Source organism: Agrobacterium sp. 5Ca39, from assembly GCF_055382365.1.
Genome location: NZ_AP026436.1, coordinates 2,435,513 through 2,451,047, shown reverse-complemented (window position 1 = coordinate 2,451,047; position 15,535 = coordinate 2,435,513). Strand labels below are relative to the sequence as shown.

Here is a 15,535-nt window from a genome sequence, read left to right as displayed (position 1 = left end):
AGCAGCCGAGAAGAATGTCGATACCGCAGATTTTGAACAGTATTGCCGCAAAAGGTCCGGCCTTCGAAGCGGGGCACGTCTGGCTCGCGGGCGCAGGGCCTGGAGATGTGCGTTATCTGACGCTCGAAGTGGCGCTGGCACTCTCCCAGGCCGAGATCATCGTGCGTGATGCGCTGGTGAGTGACGATGTCGTGGCGCTCGGTCCCCAGGCGGAGATCGTCTTTGCCGGCAAGCGCGGTGGCAAGCCCTCTGCGACGCAGGACGATATTACCGCCTCGCTGATCAATTTCGCCCGGCAGGGAAAAAAGGTGCTGCGGCTGAAGGGCGGCGATCCCTTTATTTTTGGCCGTGGCGGCGAAGAAGCGGAGGCGCTGGTCCGTGCCGGCGTTCCGTTTCGCATATTGCCGGGCATGACATCTTCGCTGGCGGCGCTGGCTTCTGCGCGTATTCCAGCCACGATGCGTGGGATCAGTCGCGCCGTGACGCTCGCCACCGGTCATGCGGCTGGCACGGAGGAGGACCTGGACTGGCTGGCGCTGGCAAAAACACAGGAGCCTATCGTCGTTTATATGGGTCTGAAGAATATCGGCGCAATTGCAAAGCTTCTGATGCAGGGCGGACGTTCGGCGACGACGCCGGTCGCTGTCATCATGTCGGCGACAACTGAACAAGAGCGCATCTTTATTAGCAAGCTGGAAAGTATAGCTGGCGATGCAATGCGGGAAAATTTCGAAGCGCCGGCCTTGATCGTCATCGGAGAGATTGTGTCGATGCGCGAGCGGCTGGGAGTTTCGCAGGCATGACGGCGCGGGCGATCATCATCGGCGCGCCGCGCTCGGGATCCGGCAAGACCAGCGTGACCATCGGCCTGCTGCGGGCTTTTGCCCGACGCGGCATCAAGGTACGCGGCATCAAGACGGGACCCGATTACATAGACCCGGGTTTCCATGCCTTCGCCACCGGCTCGTCAGGTCTTAATCTGGATAGCTGGGCAATGAGGCCAGAGCTGCTGCGGCACCTGTTTTCACAGCACACGCAGGACGCCGATCTCATTCTGATCGAGAGCGCGATGGGCCTGTTCGACGGCATTCTGGTGGCGGAAAACCGTACCGGTTCGGCTGCGGATCTGGCACGGCTATTCGGCATTCCCGTGCTGCTGGTCCTCGATGTGTCCGGTCAGTCGCAGACCGCCGCCGCCGTTGCTCACGGTTTTGCCCATTACGATCCCGCCGTAACCATGGCGGCGGTGGTGCTGAACCGGGCCGGCAGCGAAAGGCACAGGCTCCTGTGTACGGAAGCCATCGAAAAAATCGGATTGCCGGTTGCCGGATGCGTGCTGCGCGATCCCTCCCTCATCCTGCCGGAACGTCACCTGGGTCTCGTGCAGGCGAGCGAACATCCGGAAATCGATGCACATATCGAAAGGCTCGCGGACGCAATGGAAAAATCCATCGATCTCGATGCCGTGTTGTCTCTTGCTGCACCGGTCGAGCTGCCTCCGGGTTCGAAAGCAGCAGCCATCGCGCCGCCCGGCCAGCGCATTGCGCTGGCGGAAGATGCAGCTTTCACCTTCCTTTACCCGCATCTCAAGAAGCACTGGCATGCATCCGGCGCCGAAATCGTGCCTTTTTCTCCGCTCGCCGATGAGGCTCCGGATGGGAGCTGTGATATCTGCTGGCTGCCCGGCGGGTATCCCGAGCTTTTTGCCGGAAAACTCGCGAATGCCGCTGTTTTCAAGGCCGGCATTACCCGCTTTGCCGCGACAAAGCCCGTGCATGGCGAGTGCGGTGGTTACATGGTGATGGGGGCGGCGCTGGAGGATGCCGATGGGGTGACCCATGCCATGACAGGTCTGTTGTCGCATGCCACCAGCTTTGCCATGCGCAAGATGAATCTCGGCTACCGGCAGGCAACAATTGCGGTGAATGGTCCGCTCGGATCGGCAGGGGAAGTTCTGCGCGGCCATGAATTCCATTATGCGCGGGTCATCGACCCCGGCCAAGACGCGCCTTTTGCTGAGATAGCCGACGGGCAGGGTCGCCCGCTCGGGCCATCGGGCGGCAGGCGAGGCCTCGTTTCGGGCACGTTTTTCCACGCCATTGCCCGGGGCGTTTGATCCCGGTGCGGCAAAGTGGAGCAAGCTGTGAAAGTTTGTAGGCTCCGACCGTTAGAAAGTGTTATAGGGTCCTCTCAGAGGGCATGGAAAGACGGAAATACTTCCGGCGCTCCATGTTCCGTGAAGTCCGGGCCGGAAGCCGTTCTGTCTGCCGCGGCCCGGATCTGCTATCGCGCATTTATCTCGAGCGTGCCTACCGATGATGAAACCCGGATTTTTTCTCTCCGCCGCTCTGGCTGCATCCGTTCTGCTCGCTCCTTTCGGTGTCGGGTTCGATGGTGTGGCTGCTCATGGCGGCGAAGATTATGCGACGTTGGAAAAGCTCGGCGCGGCGCTCTTTGACGATCCCAATCTTTCCATGAACCGAACGATGGCCTGTTCCACCTGCCATATGCAGGCGGCCGGTTTTTCCGATGGACGGGAAAACGACAAGGTTGGGCGCGATGTTTCGCTCGGCGATGACGGTTTCTCACTGGGCGACCGCAACGCGCCGACCGCGGCCTACGCCCGGTTCTCACCGCCTTTCGGCAGGAATGCGGCGGGAGAGTATGTGGGTGGCCAGTTCTGGGACGGCCGCGCCTCGCTGCTGGAGGATCAGGCAGGTGGACCGCCGCTCAACCCCGTCGAAATGGGTATGCCGGACAAGCCCTCGGTCGTGAAGCGACTCAAGGAGAATCCGGATTATGTCGCGGCGTTCGGCACGCAGTTTGGCAAGGATGTTTTTGAGAACGACGACACCGCCTATGCCGCAATGACGAAGGCGCTGGCGAGCTTTGAGCGATCGGACGAGTTCTCGACCTTCGATTCCAGATATGACCGCTTCCTGCGTGGCGAGGAAAAGCTGACTGATCAGGAAGAGCTGGGGCGGGTTCTTATCTCCTCGACGCAATTCACCAATTGCAATACCTGCCACGAAATCCGGGGCGCCAAGGGTCTGGAAGACGGCCTCTTCACCAACCACAAATATTTCAACATCGGTGTGCCCGCCAATACACCTGTCCGGGCCGTAAATGGCTCGAAGCCGGGCGCAGTCGATCTCGGTCTTGCGCAGAATCCGATCGTCGCCGGTGATCCGGCTGAGCGCGGCAAATTCAAGGTGCCGACGCTGCGCAACGTCGCCGTGACCGGCCCTTACATGCACAATGGCGTGTTCAAGGATCTGCGCACGGTCGTGCTGTTTTACGTGAAATATAAGAGCAAGAAGCCGAGCCGTCAGATCAATCCTGAAACCGGCAGAGCCTGGGACGCGCCTGAGGTGCCTGAGAATATCGCCATGGCGGAACTGACATCAGCGCCGGCGCTGGACGACAAGCGGGTCGACGCCATTGTCGCCTTTCTGAAGACACTGACCGACAGGCGCTACGAGCATCTTCTTACGAAGGAAAACGGGCAGACGGCTATGTCGCCTGCCCAGCCTGTATCAAGCCTTACGCCGAAAGCGCCTTGAATTCGGCAAGAACCGCATCACCCATTTCGGACGTGCCGACTTGGCGGCTGCCTTCTGCCATGATGTCGGCGGTGCGGATGCCCTTGTCGAGCACGTTTGCAATCGCTGTCTCGAGTTTCGTTGCCTCATCCACCATGTTGAACGAGTAGCGAAGGCACATGGCGAAGGACGCGATCATGGCGATGGGGTTGGCGATGCCCTTGCCGGCAATGTCAGGCGCCGAGCCGTGGACCGGCTCGTACATCGCCTTGCGTTTGCCGGTCTTGGCGTCCGGTGCGCCAAGCGAGGCGGAAGGCAGCATGCCAAGCGAGCCGGTGAGCATGGCGGCGACGTCGGAAAGCATGTCGCCGAAGAGATTGTCGGTGACGATAACGTCGAACTGCTTGGGTTTGCGCACCAGCTGCATGCCGCCGGCATCCGCCAGCATATGCTCCAGCTGAACATCCCTGTACTTTGCAGCATGGGTTTCGGTAACCACCTGGTTCCACAGCACGCCCGATTTCATCACGTTGCGCTTTTCCATCGAGCAGACGCGGTTGTCGCGGGTGCGGGCCAGCTCGAAAGCGACACTGGCGATACGCTCGATCTCGAAGGTGTCATAGATCTGGGTGTCGATACCGCGCTTCTGGCCGTTGCCGAGGTCGATGATCTGCTTTGGTTCACCGAAATAAACGCCGCCCGTCAGCTCGCGAACGATGAGGATATCGAGACCTTCGACAAGTTCCGGCTTCAGGGAGGAAGCGGCGGCGAGTGCCGGGTAGCAGATGGCGGGGCGCAGATTGGCGAAAAGTTCAAGATCCTTGCGCAGGCGAAGAAGGCCGGCTTCCGGGCGATGCTCATAGGGAACGCCATCCCATTTCGGGCCGCCGACGGCGCCGAACAGGATAGCATCGGCGGCGAGCGCCTTTTCCATGTCCGCATCGGAAATCGCAACACCGTGGGCGTCATAGGCGGAACCCCCAACCAAGCCTTCGGAGACTGTGAAACCGGCACCTTCAGCGCTGTTCATATAGTCGATCAGCTTGCGGACTTCGGCCATGGCCTCAGGGCCGATACCATCACCGGGCAGAAGGAAAAGCGAACGAACTGTCATAGGAACCCTCCTTGGGCGGCGCGCCGGAAAACATCCAGAAGGGTTTTCGATGGCGGCGAGCACGGCGTCAAACTCGTTCCGTCCTGCATCTGCAAGGTCTTATTGCAGCCAGACGGGATCGGGGGCTTCTTATCTCTGCCTCAGGGGCTTTTCAAGCAAAGCAAAAGCCGATCCGGTACGGTTTTGTACGGGATCGGCTTTTTAGTCTTTTACCTTGACGCATTTTCCTGACGGGCCCGCTTGTGCGAATGCCCGACGTAGAAGGTGGGATCAGGCCCAGGGCCGCGCGGAGGCGTTGGTCTTTTCGAAGGTATCGATTGCGCCGCGATGTTCCAGCGTCAGGCCAATATCGTCGAGGCCATTCAGCATGCAGTGACGCTTGAACTCATCAATTTCAAAACTGATCGTACCGCCGTCGGGACCGCTGATCTCCTGACGTTCAAGATCGATGGAAAGAACGGCGTTTGATCCGCGCGATGCGTCGTCCAGCAGCTTTTCCAGGTTCTCCGGGCTGACGACAACCGGAAGAATGCCGTTCTTGAAACAGTTATTGTAAAAAATATCCGCAAAGCTGGTGGAGATCACGCAGCGGATGCCAAAATCGAGCAGCGCCCAAGGTGCGTGTTCGCGCGATGAGCCGCAGCCGAAATTATCGCCGGCGACGAGGATCTGGGCGTTCTGGTAGGCGGGCTTGTTCAGCACGAAATCGGGATTGGGCGAACCGTCTTCGAGATACCGGGATTCAGCAAAAAGGCCCTTGCCAAGACCGGTGCGCTTGATGGTCTTCAGATAATCTTTCGGAATGATCATATCGGTGTCGATATTGACGACCGGCATGGGCGCGGCAACGCCTGTCAGCTTGGTGAATTTTTCCATCTGTCGCTTCCCGTGTTTCCCTGAACAAAATCTGGCGCTGGCTAAAGCCGGCCGGAGTTAACTGGGGAAATACTGCAAAACGGGTCGCTTTAGAAGCGCAAACCCGCATTCATCGGTACGCCTTGCGCGCACCGCCGGTGCTTTTTCCGAATTCATCGACCTCAGAGATCGATAATCGTACCCTTGCCGTCGTTCCAGACGCGCATGTCGCGCTGGCTGCGGGGCTTCACAGGGATCGGAGCCGGCTTCAGACGCGCGGACAGGAGGCGGGCTGCGCTAAGAACCGCGAGCACGCCAATGAAAGCGACCGTAAGCGACGCCGTGAAAAGAGCGGCCATGGCCAGAATTGCAATGCCGGATGCGGCGATGAAAAACGAACGTATGCCTTGCATGATCCAAACCTTTCTTTCCAGACGAATGTGGGCCTTCTTCTTCCGGCTTGCAAGAGGATTCAGTGGATTGTCGGCTTGCAGATGTCACAAAAGCTTGACACAAGTGCGGCATGGTCAGTTTTTCCGAAAATATTCCTGTCCGACCGCGCCGTTCGCTGCTGTCCGTCCCCGCGATCAACGTCCGGGCACTGGAGAAAATTCGCGATCTCGATTGTGACGGGGTGATCCTCGATCTGGAAGATTCGGTAGCGCCCGACATGAAGGGCAAGGCGCGGGAGAATCTGAAAACCTTGTTTTCGGAAGCCCCTTTTTTCGGCGGCGAGACCATTATTCGCATCAATCCCCTCTCCACGTCTGAGGGGAGGGCGGATCTGCAGCTTGTTCTTTCCTGTCGGCCGAACGCAGTCTTGCTGCCGAAGGTGGAACAGCCGGCGGATATCAATGACGTGGCTGATCTTCTGGCCGAAGCAGATGCGCCCGAAGCCCTGAAAATCTGGGCGATGATCGAGACGCCGCTCGGTGTCCTGAACGCCGCCTCGATTGCAGACGCGGCCCACACGCCGGATGCACGGCTGGCGGCTTTTGTCATCGGGCTGAACGACCTCCGCAAGGAAACGCGCGTTCCAGCGCTGACAGACCGCATGTATCTCGTACCCTGGATGATGCAGGTTGTGCTCGCCGCCCGTGCGTACCGTCTGGAAGTCATCGACAGCGTTTCAAACGACTTTCGTAACATCGAGGCCTTCGAAGGTGAATGCGAACAGGGGCGCGCCATGGGGTTCGATGGCAAGATGTTGATCCATCCTGCTCAGATCGAGCCGGCTAACCGGCGTTTCGCCCCGGACGAGACTGCGGTCGCGGAAGCGCGTGAGATCATTGCGGCTTTCGCAAAACCGGAATATGCGAAATTGAATGTCATCAACATGAATGGTCGGATGATAGAACGGCTGCATGTAAACCAGGCCGAAAGGCTGGTCGCCATGGCCGATATCATCGCACAAAGAAAGGTAAAAACGACGTGAAGGTCTATCGTTTCATCACCGGACCGGACGACGCGAAATTCTGTCACCGGGTTACCGAGGCGCTGAACAAAGGCTGGGAACTCGCGGGTTCGCCAAGCTATGCCTTTAATGCGGCAAGTGGCGTCATGCATTGCGGCCAGGCCGTGACCAAGGTGGTCGAGGGCAAGGAATACCATCCCGACATGAAGCTCGGCGAGCAGTAAGCAGTCATGGCCGCCCCGATCAGCGATCGGCGGCGGCCTCGTCGGCGCTTTCTTCAATCCGCTCCATGTCGTCATCAGACAGGCCGAAATGATGGCCAATCTCGTGGATGAGGACATGAGTGATGATATCACCCAGTGTTTCCTCGTTCTCGGCCCAGTAGTCTAGAATGGGACGTCGATAAAGCGTGATACGGTTTACCATCTCGCCCGTTTCCATGGTGAAACGTTCGGAGATGCCCCGGCCCTCGAAAAGCCCCAGGAGATCGAAAGGGGTTTCGAGTGCCATGTCTTCGAAGACATCGTCGGTCGGGAAATCGGCGATCTCGATGATGAGATCTTTCGTCAGTGCGCGAAATTCTTCCGGCAGGTGGCCATAGGCCTCGATCGCAAGCGATTCGAAGGCGGAAAGTGTCGGCGCATGGCGGTCCCGCCAATCGTCGGTCTGGTCTATGCGGGCCATTTCTGCTCCTTGTTGGAAGGCCCATATAAACACTTGCTGGGCAAATTTCGAGACCTGACTGCCGCGCCTGCCGAAAAAGCATGAAATTCTTGGCGTTACAGTTACTTTCAAGCCGTCTTCATCTTGACATAAACCGGCGTCTCGCGTAATCGGCACCCAAATTGATGGCGTAGTGCGCCTTCTTTTAAATACCGCCTTCAAAAAGGCGGCTTCACCGGCAGACATTCAAAGGGACATCCTGTCCCGACGGGTTTCTACCAAATTCCGACTGATAAAAAGACGGCCAGCTTGCTTAGGCGGGCAGAGCCGGAACGAACATGAAAGGATAAAAAATGTTCGCAGTCATCAAGACCGGCGGTAAGCAGTACCGCGTAGCGGCCGACGCCGTGCTGACCATCGAAAAGCTGGAAGCAGAGGCAGGCGCAACTGTAGAATTCACCGAAGTTCTCGTTGTTGGCGAAGGTGCCGACGCCAAGTTCGGTGCTCCCTTCGTCAAGGGCGCCATCGTCAAGGCGGAAGTTGTCGAGCACAACCGCGGCAAGAAGGTCATCGCCTTCAAGAAGCGTCGTCGTCAGAACTCCAAGCGTTCGCGCGGCCATCGTCAGCATCACACTGTCGTCCGCATCACGGACATCGTTGCTGCCTGATCGGCGCGACACGGGAAACAAGGTTTAAAGGAGAACTCCAATGGCACACAAAAAAGCTGGCGGTTCCTCGCGTAACGGTCGCGATTCCGAATCCAAGCGCCTTGGCGTAAAGAAGTTCGGCGGCGAAGCTGTCATTCCAGGCAACATTATTCTGCGTCAGCGCGGCACGCAGTGGCATCCCGGCGCCAATGTTGGCATGGGCAAGGACCACACGATTTTCGCACTGACCGCAGGTAACGTGAACTTCCGTACGAAGGCCAATGGCCGCGTATTCGTATCTGTGGCACCGAAAGCGGAAGCCGCAGAATAAGCCGGTAAGCGTCATATGCAGCCGGTGTCCCATCGACCCGGCTGAGGCGTATCAGGTTCAGTCAAGAAAACAGGGGAGATGGGGCACCACCCAACTCCCCTTTTTCTTTAACCCCAAGGAGGGACTGAACCATGCAAGCTGAATTGTTGAGGGTTGACCAATCACGGTCACCCGAGGAACGGCCGAGGCCCGATCGGTCGAGGAGCGATTGCCCCGTTTTACTGTCGCAGAGGCTGGTTTTGCGCAAGCCTCACGAAGAAGACATCGACGCCCTTGCCCATCTTGCCAACAATGCCAATATCGCGACCATGGTGTCGCGTATGCCGCACCCCTACACGGCCAAAGACGCCGCGGATTTTGTGCGACGCTCCAAAGCTGGCGAGATTGGCAAGTGCGTCTATGCGATTACCCGCATGGACAATGGCGAGTTTCTGGGCTGCTGCGCGCTCGAACCCCAGGAAGACGAAAAGACGCTGGAGATCGGTTACTGGCTGGGGGAACCCTACTGGAACCGGGGATACATGACCGAAGCGGCGCATGCGCTAATCGACATGGCCTTTCGCACGCGTGAAATCGACCAGATCGATGCCCGTTGCCGGGTCACCAACATCCCGTCGCGCCGTGTCATCCAGAAGTGCGGTTTCCAGTTCCAGGGCTCCGGCATGGTCGGTTCGCTGGCGCTCGGTGGCATGGTGCCGGTCGAATGGTATAGGCTGGACCGCAAGACCTGGGTTTCGCTGAAGAGCTGGGGGGACATGGGATGAGCACGCTCGAACTGAGCCGCCGCCGGGCGGCCCCTGCGATAGCGCCACCAGGCCCCTGCCCCGTCATCGAGACATCGCGTCTGGTGCTGCGCCCACAGCGCCTTTCCGATGCCGGCAGCATTGCGGAATCGCTTGGCGATTTTGCGGTAACGAAAATGCTGGCCCGCGTTCCCGCGCCTTACCACAAGCAGGATGCGCTGGAGTGGCTGGTGTTGCGCACCTCCGGCACCCTGCCTGACTGGGATTTCGCCATTACCAGCGGCGACGATACGCTGATCGGCGTCGTCTCGGTGGAATTGCGGCATGGCGAGTGGCATCTCGGCTATTGGCTCAACCGCTTCTACTGGGGCAAGGGTTACATGACCGAGGCGGTGGCCGCCGTCGTTGAGCGGTTCTTTCGCCGCATGCCGGGAGTGACCCTTCACTCCGGCGTGTTTGCGGATAACCCCGCCTCGCTGCGTGTGCAGGAGAAGCTCGGCTTCCGGGTGACCGGTTGTCACCAGATCTACGCCACGGCGCGTGCCGCCATGGTGGCGCATATCGACACGATGGTCACGGCTGAAGATTTCATTAAGCCGCATCGCATTTGAGGAACATTACAAGGCCGGTTTGATCCAGACCGGCCTTGTCTCGCGCATGAGCTTCCCGCACGATAGTCTTTGACCTTGTGAAGAAGCGCTTGTATTCGAAACGACGATATTTTTGTTTGGCGCAGCACGATTGGTTGCGGTGCCCGCAAACCGACAGAACGGCAGTCCGATGAAATTTCTCGATGAAGCAAAAGTCTATATCAAGTCCGGTGATGGCGGCGCGGGTGCCGTGTCGTTCCGGCGTGAAAAATTCATCGAATTCGGCGGCCCTGATGGTGGCGATGGCGGACGCGGCGGCGACGTCTGGGTTGAGGTGGTCAACGGTCTCAACACGCTGATCGACTTCCGTTTCCAGCAGCATTTCAAGGCCTCGATCGGCCAGCACGGCATGGGCAAGACCCGCACCGGCGCCAAGGGTTCCGACGTGGTGCTGCGGGTGCCTGTTGGCACGCAGATTTTTGAAGAAGACAACGAGACGCTGATTATCGACCTCACCAAGGAGGGCCAGCGCTTTCGCCTGGCCGCGGGCGGCAATGGCGGTTTCGGCAATGCCTATTTTAAGTCATCCACCAATCAGGCGCCCACTCATGCCAATCCGGGTCTTCCGGGCGAAGAAAAGACGGTCTGGCTTCGTTTGAAGCTGATCGCCGACGCTGGTCTCGTTGGCCTGCCTAATGCGGGCAAGTCTACATTCCTTGCAACCGTGACGCGCGCGCGGCCAAAGATTGCCAACTATCCGTTCACGACGCTGCATCCGAACCTTGGTGTCGCGACCATCGATGGCCGTGAATTCGTGCTGGCGGATATTCCCGGGTTGATTGAAGGCGCGCATGAGGGGGTCGGCATCGGTGACCGTTTCCTCGGCCATGTCGAGCGCACCCGCGTGCTTCTGCATCTCGTTTCCGCGCAGGAAGAGAAGGTCGGCAAGGCCTACAAGACCGTCAAAGCTGAACTCGATGCCTATGGTGGCGGACTGACAGACAAGCCGGAAATCGTCGCGCTGTCGCAGATCGACGTGCTGGATGAAAAGGAACTGAAAAAGAAGGCCAAGGAACTGGAAAAGGCCTGCGGCCGTCCGCCGCTTCTTCTGTCCGCTGCCGCGCATATCGGCATGACGGAAGCCCTTCGCGCCCTTCGCGACATCATCGTGTCGGCAAGCAATGGCGGCGAAACCGCCCTTCCCGATCGGTCCATGCCGCATGAGAGCGAGGTCGAGGAAGAGGACGACCGCCTATGAGCCTGACGCGCAAGCCGCTGGGCAGCCACCACCGGATCGTCATCAAGATCGGATCGGCGCTTCTGGTGGACCGCAAAAGCGGCCTGAAGAAAGACTGGTTGGATGCCATCTGCGAAGACATCGCGGCGCTGAAGAAAAACGGTGCGGATGTTCAGGTGGTGTCTTCGGGCGCTATCGCTCTTGGCCGCACCGTGCTCGGCCTGCCTTCGGGCGCGTTGAAGCTGGAAGAAAGCCAGGCGGCGGCGGCTGTCGGCCAGATTGCGCTGGCGCGGGCATGGTCGGAAAGCCTGTCGCGGCATGACATTGTTGCCGGCCAGATTTTGCTGACGCTCTCCGACACCGAAGAGCGTCGCCGTTATCTCAATGCGCGCGCCACCATCAACCAGCTTCTGAAGATCGGCGCTATTCCGATCATCAATGAAAACGACACGGTTGCGACTACCGAAATTCGTTATGGCGATAATGATCGTCTGGCGGCGCGCGTGGCGACCATGACGGGCGCCGATTTGCTGGTTCTGCTGTCGGATATTGACGGCTTGTACACAGCTCCGCCGCATCTCGATCCGGACGCCAAATTCCTTGACACGATTGCGGACATCACCCCCGAAATCGAAGCCATGGCGGGCGGTGCAGCTTCCGAGCTTTCGCGCGGCGGCATGCGCACCAAGATCGATGCGGGCAAGATTGCCACCGCTGCCGGCTGTGGCATGATCATCGCGTCAGGCAAGACGCTCAATCCGCTGAAGGCCATCGAAAACGGTGCGCGCTCCTCATGGTTCGCGCCATCCGGAACCCCGGTGACGGCACGCAAGACCTGGATTGCCGGGCAATTGCAGCCCGCTGGCGAAATCCATGTGGATGCCGGCGCGGAAAAGGCCCTTTATGCCGGTAAAAGCCTGCTTCCCGCTGGCGTGCGGCTGGTCAAGGGCAATTTCGGGCGCGGCGATGCCGTTGCCATCATCGGCGCGCAAGGCCGTGAGGTCGCGCGCGGTCTCGCGGGTTATGATGCGGAAGAGGCACGTCTCATCGTCGGCCACAAGTCCAATGAGATTGAAGCGATCCTCGGTTATGTCGGACGGGCGGCGATGATCCATCGCGACGACCTCGTCATGACCGGGGCCGCCGTGAAAGTTAAGAGTGCAGAGAAGGATGAGGTCCATGCCTGAACAGGCCGTGAAGCAGAGCCATGATATTGACGCGCTGATGATGACCATCGGCGCTCAGGCGAAAGCTGCTTCACGACCGTTGTCCATCGCTGGCGCGGACCAGAAGAACCGTGCGCTGCTTGCTATGGCCTCCGCCATTGAAGCCTCGAAAGAGGCGATCCTTGCTGCTAACCGCAAAGATCTAGCCGCGGCGGATCAGGCTGGTCTTGCGCCCTCCTTCATTGACAGGCTGACGCTCAATGATGACCGCATTGCCGGTATCGCTGAAGGCATTCGTTCCGTCGCGGCGCTGCCCGATCCGGTCGGTGAAGTCATCGCCGCATGGGACAGGCCCAATGGCCTGAAGATGGAGCGCGTGCGCACGCCGCTTGGCGTTATCGGTGTGATTTACGAAAGCCGCCCGAACGTGACGGCGGATGCCGGCGCGCTATGTCTCAAGGCGGGTAATGCCGTGATCCTGCGCGGCGGCTCGGATTCGCAACATTCATCGCGTGCTATCCATGCCTGCCTCGTGGAAGGTCTGAAGATCGCGGGTCTTCCCGAGCATGCCATTCAACTGGTACCGGTGACCGACCGCGCCGCCGTCGGCGCGCTTCTCAGCGGCCTGAATGGCACGGTTGACGTTATCGTGCCGCGCGGCGGCAAGAGCCTCGTGGCCCGGGTACAGTCGGAGGCCCGCGTGCCGGTTTTCGCGCATCTTGAGGGGATTTGCCACATCTACGTCGATAAATCCGCTGATCTCGACATGGCGAAACGCATCGTTGTCAACGCCAAAATGCGCCGTACCGGCATTTGCGGGGCGGCCGAAACGCTGCTGGTGGATGCTGCTGCCGTTTCCACGCATTTGGAGCCGCTCGTCAAGGCTCTGATGGAGGTTGGTTGCGAAGTGCGCGGTTCGCAGGCCGTACGCGAAGTGATGGCGGGTCTCGCGCCGGCAACGGAAGAGGACTGGCGCACCGAATATCTCGATGCAATCATTTCGGTCGCCGTGGTGGATGGCATCTCCGGTGCGATCGAACATATCGGCACCTACTCTTCCAACCATACCGAGGCCGTTATCGCCGAGGATGCCGAGGTGGTGGCGCGATTCTTCAACGAACTTGATTCGGCCATTCTGCTGCACAATGCCTCGACCCAATTTGCCGATGGCGGTGAATTCGGCATGGGCGCTGAAATCGGCATCGCCACCGGCAAGATGCATGCGCGAGGCCCCGTCGGCGTCGAGCAGCTTACCTCGTTCAAATACCGTGTGCATGGCACCGGCCAGACACGGACCTGATATTTGCCGGCCGATAAGCGCCTCGACAGACGTTATCTCACCATGCCGCATGTGGAGCGCGGCATGGTTGTCGGGCTGTTCGGCGGTTCTTTTAATCCGCCGCATGCCGGTCACGCGCTTGTTGCAGAGATTGCGCTGCGCAGGCTCGGTCTCGATCAGCTGTGGTGGATGGTGACGCCAGGCAATCCGTTGAAAAGCCGCTCAGAGCTGGCCTCTCTCGAAGATCGCATCGCTGCCTGCGAAAAGCTCGTTCACGATCCTCGCATCAAGGTCACGGCTTTCGAAAAATCGCTAGGCATAAGCTATACCGCTAATACGCTCGCCAAGGTGAAGGCGAAAAATCCGCACGTGCGCTTCATCTGGGTCATGGGTGCCGATAATCTCAAGAGTTTCCATCACTGGCAGAAATGGCGCACGATTGCTGAGACTTTCCCGATTGCGGTGATCGACAGGCCGGGTTCGACGCTTTCCTACCTCTCCTCCACCATGGCCCAGGCCTTCAGCCAGGCGCGGATCGATGAGGACGATGCCGGTGTTTTATGGAAAAAACCAGCGCCCGCCTGGGTTTTCATTCATGGACCGCGTTCCACGCTCAGCTCCACCGCGCTACGTAACGGCCGCAAATGACACGGCCGATCACAAATGATGTATGTGGCCGCCGTCTAAGGCTCCATATCTTGAAAAGTTAATGCTTTGATGCCACCTTCATTGTGTGACGCAGAGAATCGCGTCGCGCAGTGCCTGTTTTGTCATTCTTGGAAAGGAAAACCTCTGACAACAGTACACGCCAAGGGAAGAGCATTCGTTGCTATCCCGAAGGGCCAGGACAGTGGCGCCGATGCCGCCGGCCATGCCCTCGACACCGTCCTCGCGAGCCTCGAGGACTCCAAGGCTGAAGATATCGTCTCTCTCAACATTGCCGGAAAATCGGCGCTTGCGGACTACATGGTTGTGGTTTCCGGGCGGTCGAACAGGCATGTCTCGGCGATTTGCGAGCATCTTCTGAAAGACATGAAGGATGAAGGGTTCGGAAACGCCCGCGTCGAAGGTCTTGAGACCGGCGACTGGGTGCTCATCGATACCGGCGATATCATCGTTCATGTGTTCCGACCGGAAATCCGCGCTTTCTACAACATCGAAAAAATGTGGGCGACGCCGGACATGCCGGAAGAGACGCTGCATTGATGCGGTGAGCCTTTGAGCGAAGGCATCGTTTTTGCCGAAGATCGCCTGTGACTTCGGAGCGATGCTTCTGGCCGGAAATCAGGTCGGCCGCATAGGAATCCGCGCGCTATGCTGTTAAGAGCGTGGCCCATTGGGTTACGACACGTGCAGGTTTGCGATGCGGATTTCAATTTTTGCGGTGGGACGGCTGAAATCCGGCCCCGAAAAGGATCTTGCGACCCGTTATATCGAGCGCCTCGCCAAGACTGGCCCGGCGGTCGGGCTCGAATTTTCGCGGGTTATCGAAGTCGCGGAAAGTCGTGCATCAAACGCAGAAACCCGCAAGCGCGAAGAGGCGGCGATGCTGGAAAAGCATCTTTCCGATGGCGCAGTGCTTATCTTACTCGATGAGCGTGGCAAGGCGCTCGACAGCCCGGCCTTTGCGTCCTTTTTCGGTGATCTGCGCGACAGCGGCAAGCGCGAACTTGTTATCGCCATCGGCGGGGCCGATGGTCTCGATCCCGGCCTTTATGACAGGGCGACAGCCGTTCTCAATCTCGGCAAACTGACATGGCCGCACCAGATTGTCCGCATTCTGATTGCCGAGCAGCTTTACCGCGCCGTTACCATTCTATCCGGTCACCCCTATCACCGGGTATGACGCGTGGACGGATGCGGGTGCCGTCGCAATTTCAACATGAAGCTCGGCGACACGGCTGACATGGGCATGGTCGTCGGCCGCCCCTTACAGGCCTCTTGGAAGATCGCG

General features: G+C 59.1%; 19 protein-coding genes. 15 read left to right on the top strand and 4 right to left on the bottom strand.

What is annotated here, in order from left to right; translation table 11 throughout:
• Positions 1-14: 14 nt before the first annotated feature.
• The 3 genes from cobA (at position 15) to ACZ47E_RS12010 (ending at position 3,563) form a co-directional block, all read left to right on the top strand.
• A complete protein-coding gene (gene cobA, locus ACZ47E_RS12020; protein ID WP_207588173.1) occupies positions 15-803 on the top strand; it encodes a uroporphyrinogen-III C-methyltransferase in 789 nt (262 codons plus the stop codon).
• Positions 800-2,116: a cobyrinate a,c-diamide synthase gene (locus ACZ47E_RS12015; protein ID WP_278067085.1), complete on the top strand. Its 1,317-nt coding sequence runs from the start codon at positions 800-802 to the stop codon at positions 2,114-2,116. Before cobA ends, ACZ47E_RS12015 begins: the two co-directional genes overlap by 4 nt.
• Positions 2,117-2,315: 199 nt before the next feature.
• Positions 2,316-3,563, top strand: a complete 1,248-nt coding sequence (locus ACZ47E_RS12010; protein ID WP_278067084.1) for a cytochrome-c peroxidase — start codon at positions 2,316-2,318, stop codon at positions 3,561-3,563.
• On the opposite strand, the gene leuB is transcribed toward ACZ47E_RS12010, so the two are convergent.
• The 3 genes from leuB to ACZ47E_RS11995 form a co-directional block, all read right to left on the bottom strand.
• Entirely contained in the window at positions 3,544-4,656 is a 1,113-nt protein-coding gene (leuB, locus tag ACZ47E_RS12005) for a 3-isopropylmalate dehydrogenase (RefSeq protein ID WP_045533463.1), read from the bottom strand. The two genes, ACZ47E_RS12010 and leuB, sit on opposite strands and share 20 nt — an antisense overlap.
• A gap of 270 nt (positions 4,657-4,926) precedes the next feature.
• On the bottom strand, positions 4,927-5,532 hold the full coding sequence (leuD, locus tag ACZ47E_RS12000; protein WP_006698323.1) for a 3-isopropylmalate dehydratase small subunit: 606 nt from the start codon (positions 5,530-5,532) through the stop codon (positions 4,927-4,929).
• Positions 5,533-5,693: 161 nt separating this feature from the next.
• Positions 5,694-5,924, bottom strand: a complete 231-nt coding sequence (locus ACZ47E_RS11995) for a hypothetical protein (protein WP_006698322.1) — start codon at positions 5,922-5,924, stop codon at positions 5,694-5,696.
• A 110-nt stretch (positions 5,925-6,034) separates the two neighbouring features.
• Here ACZ47E_RS11995 and ACZ47E_RS11990 point away from each other — a divergent pair, with 110 nt between their 5' ends.
• Entirely contained in the window at positions 6,035-6,946 is a 912-nt protein-coding gene (locus tag ACZ47E_RS11990; protein WP_278067083.1) for an HpcH/HpaI aldolase/citrate lyase family protein, read from the top strand.
• A complete protein-coding gene (locus tag ACZ47E_RS11985) occupies positions 6,943-7,149 on the top strand; it encodes a DUF1737 domain-containing protein (protein ID WP_003505258.1) in 207 nt (68 codons plus the stop codon). The genes ACZ47E_RS11990 and ACZ47E_RS11985 overlap by 4 nt, the downstream gene beginning before the upstream one ends.
• Positions 7,150-7,168: 19 nt before the next feature.
• Here the strand turns inward: ACZ47E_RS11985 and ACZ47E_RS11980 are convergent, their stop codons facing one another.
• A complete protein-coding gene (locus tag ACZ47E_RS11980; RefSeq protein WP_003520258.1) occupies positions 7,169-7,609 on the bottom strand; it encodes a metallopeptidase family protein in 441 nt (146 codons plus the stop codon).
• 332 nt (positions 7,610-7,941) lie between these two features.
• Here ACZ47E_RS11980 and rplU point away from each other — a divergent pair, with 332 nt between their 5' ends.
• From rplU to rlmH, 10 genes are all read left to right on the top strand, one after another.
• The gene (gene rplU, locus ACZ47E_RS11975; RefSeq protein ID WP_003492690.1) at positions 7,942-8,256 is read left to right on the top strand and encodes a 50S ribosomal protein L21; all 315 of its coding nucleotides are present in this window, start codon (positions 7,942-7,944) and stop codon (positions 8,254-8,256) included.
• 40 nt (positions 8,257-8,296) lie between these two features.
• A complete protein-coding gene (rpmA, locus tag ACZ47E_RS11970; protein WP_004444127.1) occupies positions 8,297-8,566 on the top strand; it encodes a 50S ribosomal protein L27 in 270 nt (89 codons plus the stop codon).
• 131 nt (positions 8,567-8,697) lie between these two features.
• Positions 8,698-9,330, top strand: a complete 633-nt coding sequence (locus tag ACZ47E_RS11965) for a GNAT family N-acetyltransferase (RefSeq protein ID WP_004444125.1) — start codon at positions 8,698-8,700, stop codon at positions 9,328-9,330.
• The gene (locus tag ACZ47E_RS11960) at positions 9,327-9,920 is read left to right on the top strand and encodes a GNAT family N-acetyltransferase (protein WP_004444123.1); all 594 of its coding nucleotides are present in this window, start codon (positions 9,327-9,329) and stop codon (positions 9,918-9,920) included. The genes ACZ47E_RS11965 and ACZ47E_RS11960 overlap by 4 nt, the downstream gene beginning before the upstream one ends.
• 169 nt (positions 9,921-10,089) lie before the next feature.
• Positions 10,090-11,157, top strand: coding sequence for a GTPase ObgE (obgE, locus tag ACZ47E_RS11955; RefSeq protein ID WP_035208006.1), 1,068 nt, complete (start codon positions 10,090-10,092; stop codon positions 11,155-11,157).
• The gene (gene proB, locus ACZ47E_RS11950; RefSeq protein ID WP_278067082.1) at positions 11,154-12,323 is read left to right on the top strand and encodes a glutamate 5-kinase; all 1,170 of its coding nucleotides are present in this window, start codon (positions 11,154-11,156) and stop codon (positions 12,321-12,323) included. The genes obgE and proB overlap by 4 nt, the downstream gene beginning before the upstream one ends.
• On the top strand, positions 12,316-13,602 hold the full coding sequence (locus ACZ47E_RS11945) for a glutamate-5-semialdehyde dehydrogenase (RefSeq protein ID WP_048902761.1): 1,287 nt from the start codon (positions 12,316-12,318) through the stop codon (positions 13,600-13,602). The genes proB and ACZ47E_RS11945 overlap by 8 nt, the downstream gene beginning before the upstream one ends.
• A 42-nt stretch (positions 13,603-13,644) precedes the next feature.
• Positions 13,645-14,229, top strand: coding sequence for a nicotinate-nucleotide adenylyltransferase (locus tag ACZ47E_RS11940; RefSeq protein WP_044459702.1), 585 nt, complete (start codon positions 13,645-13,647; stop codon positions 14,227-14,229).
• A gap of 69 nt (positions 14,230-14,298) precedes the next feature.
• The gene (gene rsfS / locus ACZ47E_RS11935) at positions 14,299-14,787 is read left to right on the top strand and encodes a ribosome silencing factor (protein WP_006698315.1); all 489 of its coding nucleotides are present in this window, start codon (positions 14,299-14,301) and stop codon (positions 14,785-14,787) included.
• A gap of 157 nt (positions 14,788-14,944) precedes the next feature.
• The gene (gene rlmH, locus ACZ47E_RS11930) at positions 14,945-15,427 is read left to right on the top strand and encodes a 23S rRNA (pseudouridine(1915)-N(3))-methyltransferase RlmH (protein WP_004444109.1); all 483 of its coding nucleotides are present in this window, start codon (positions 14,945-14,947) and stop codon (positions 15,425-15,427) included.
• Positions 15,428-15,535 lie beyond the last annotated feature (108 nt).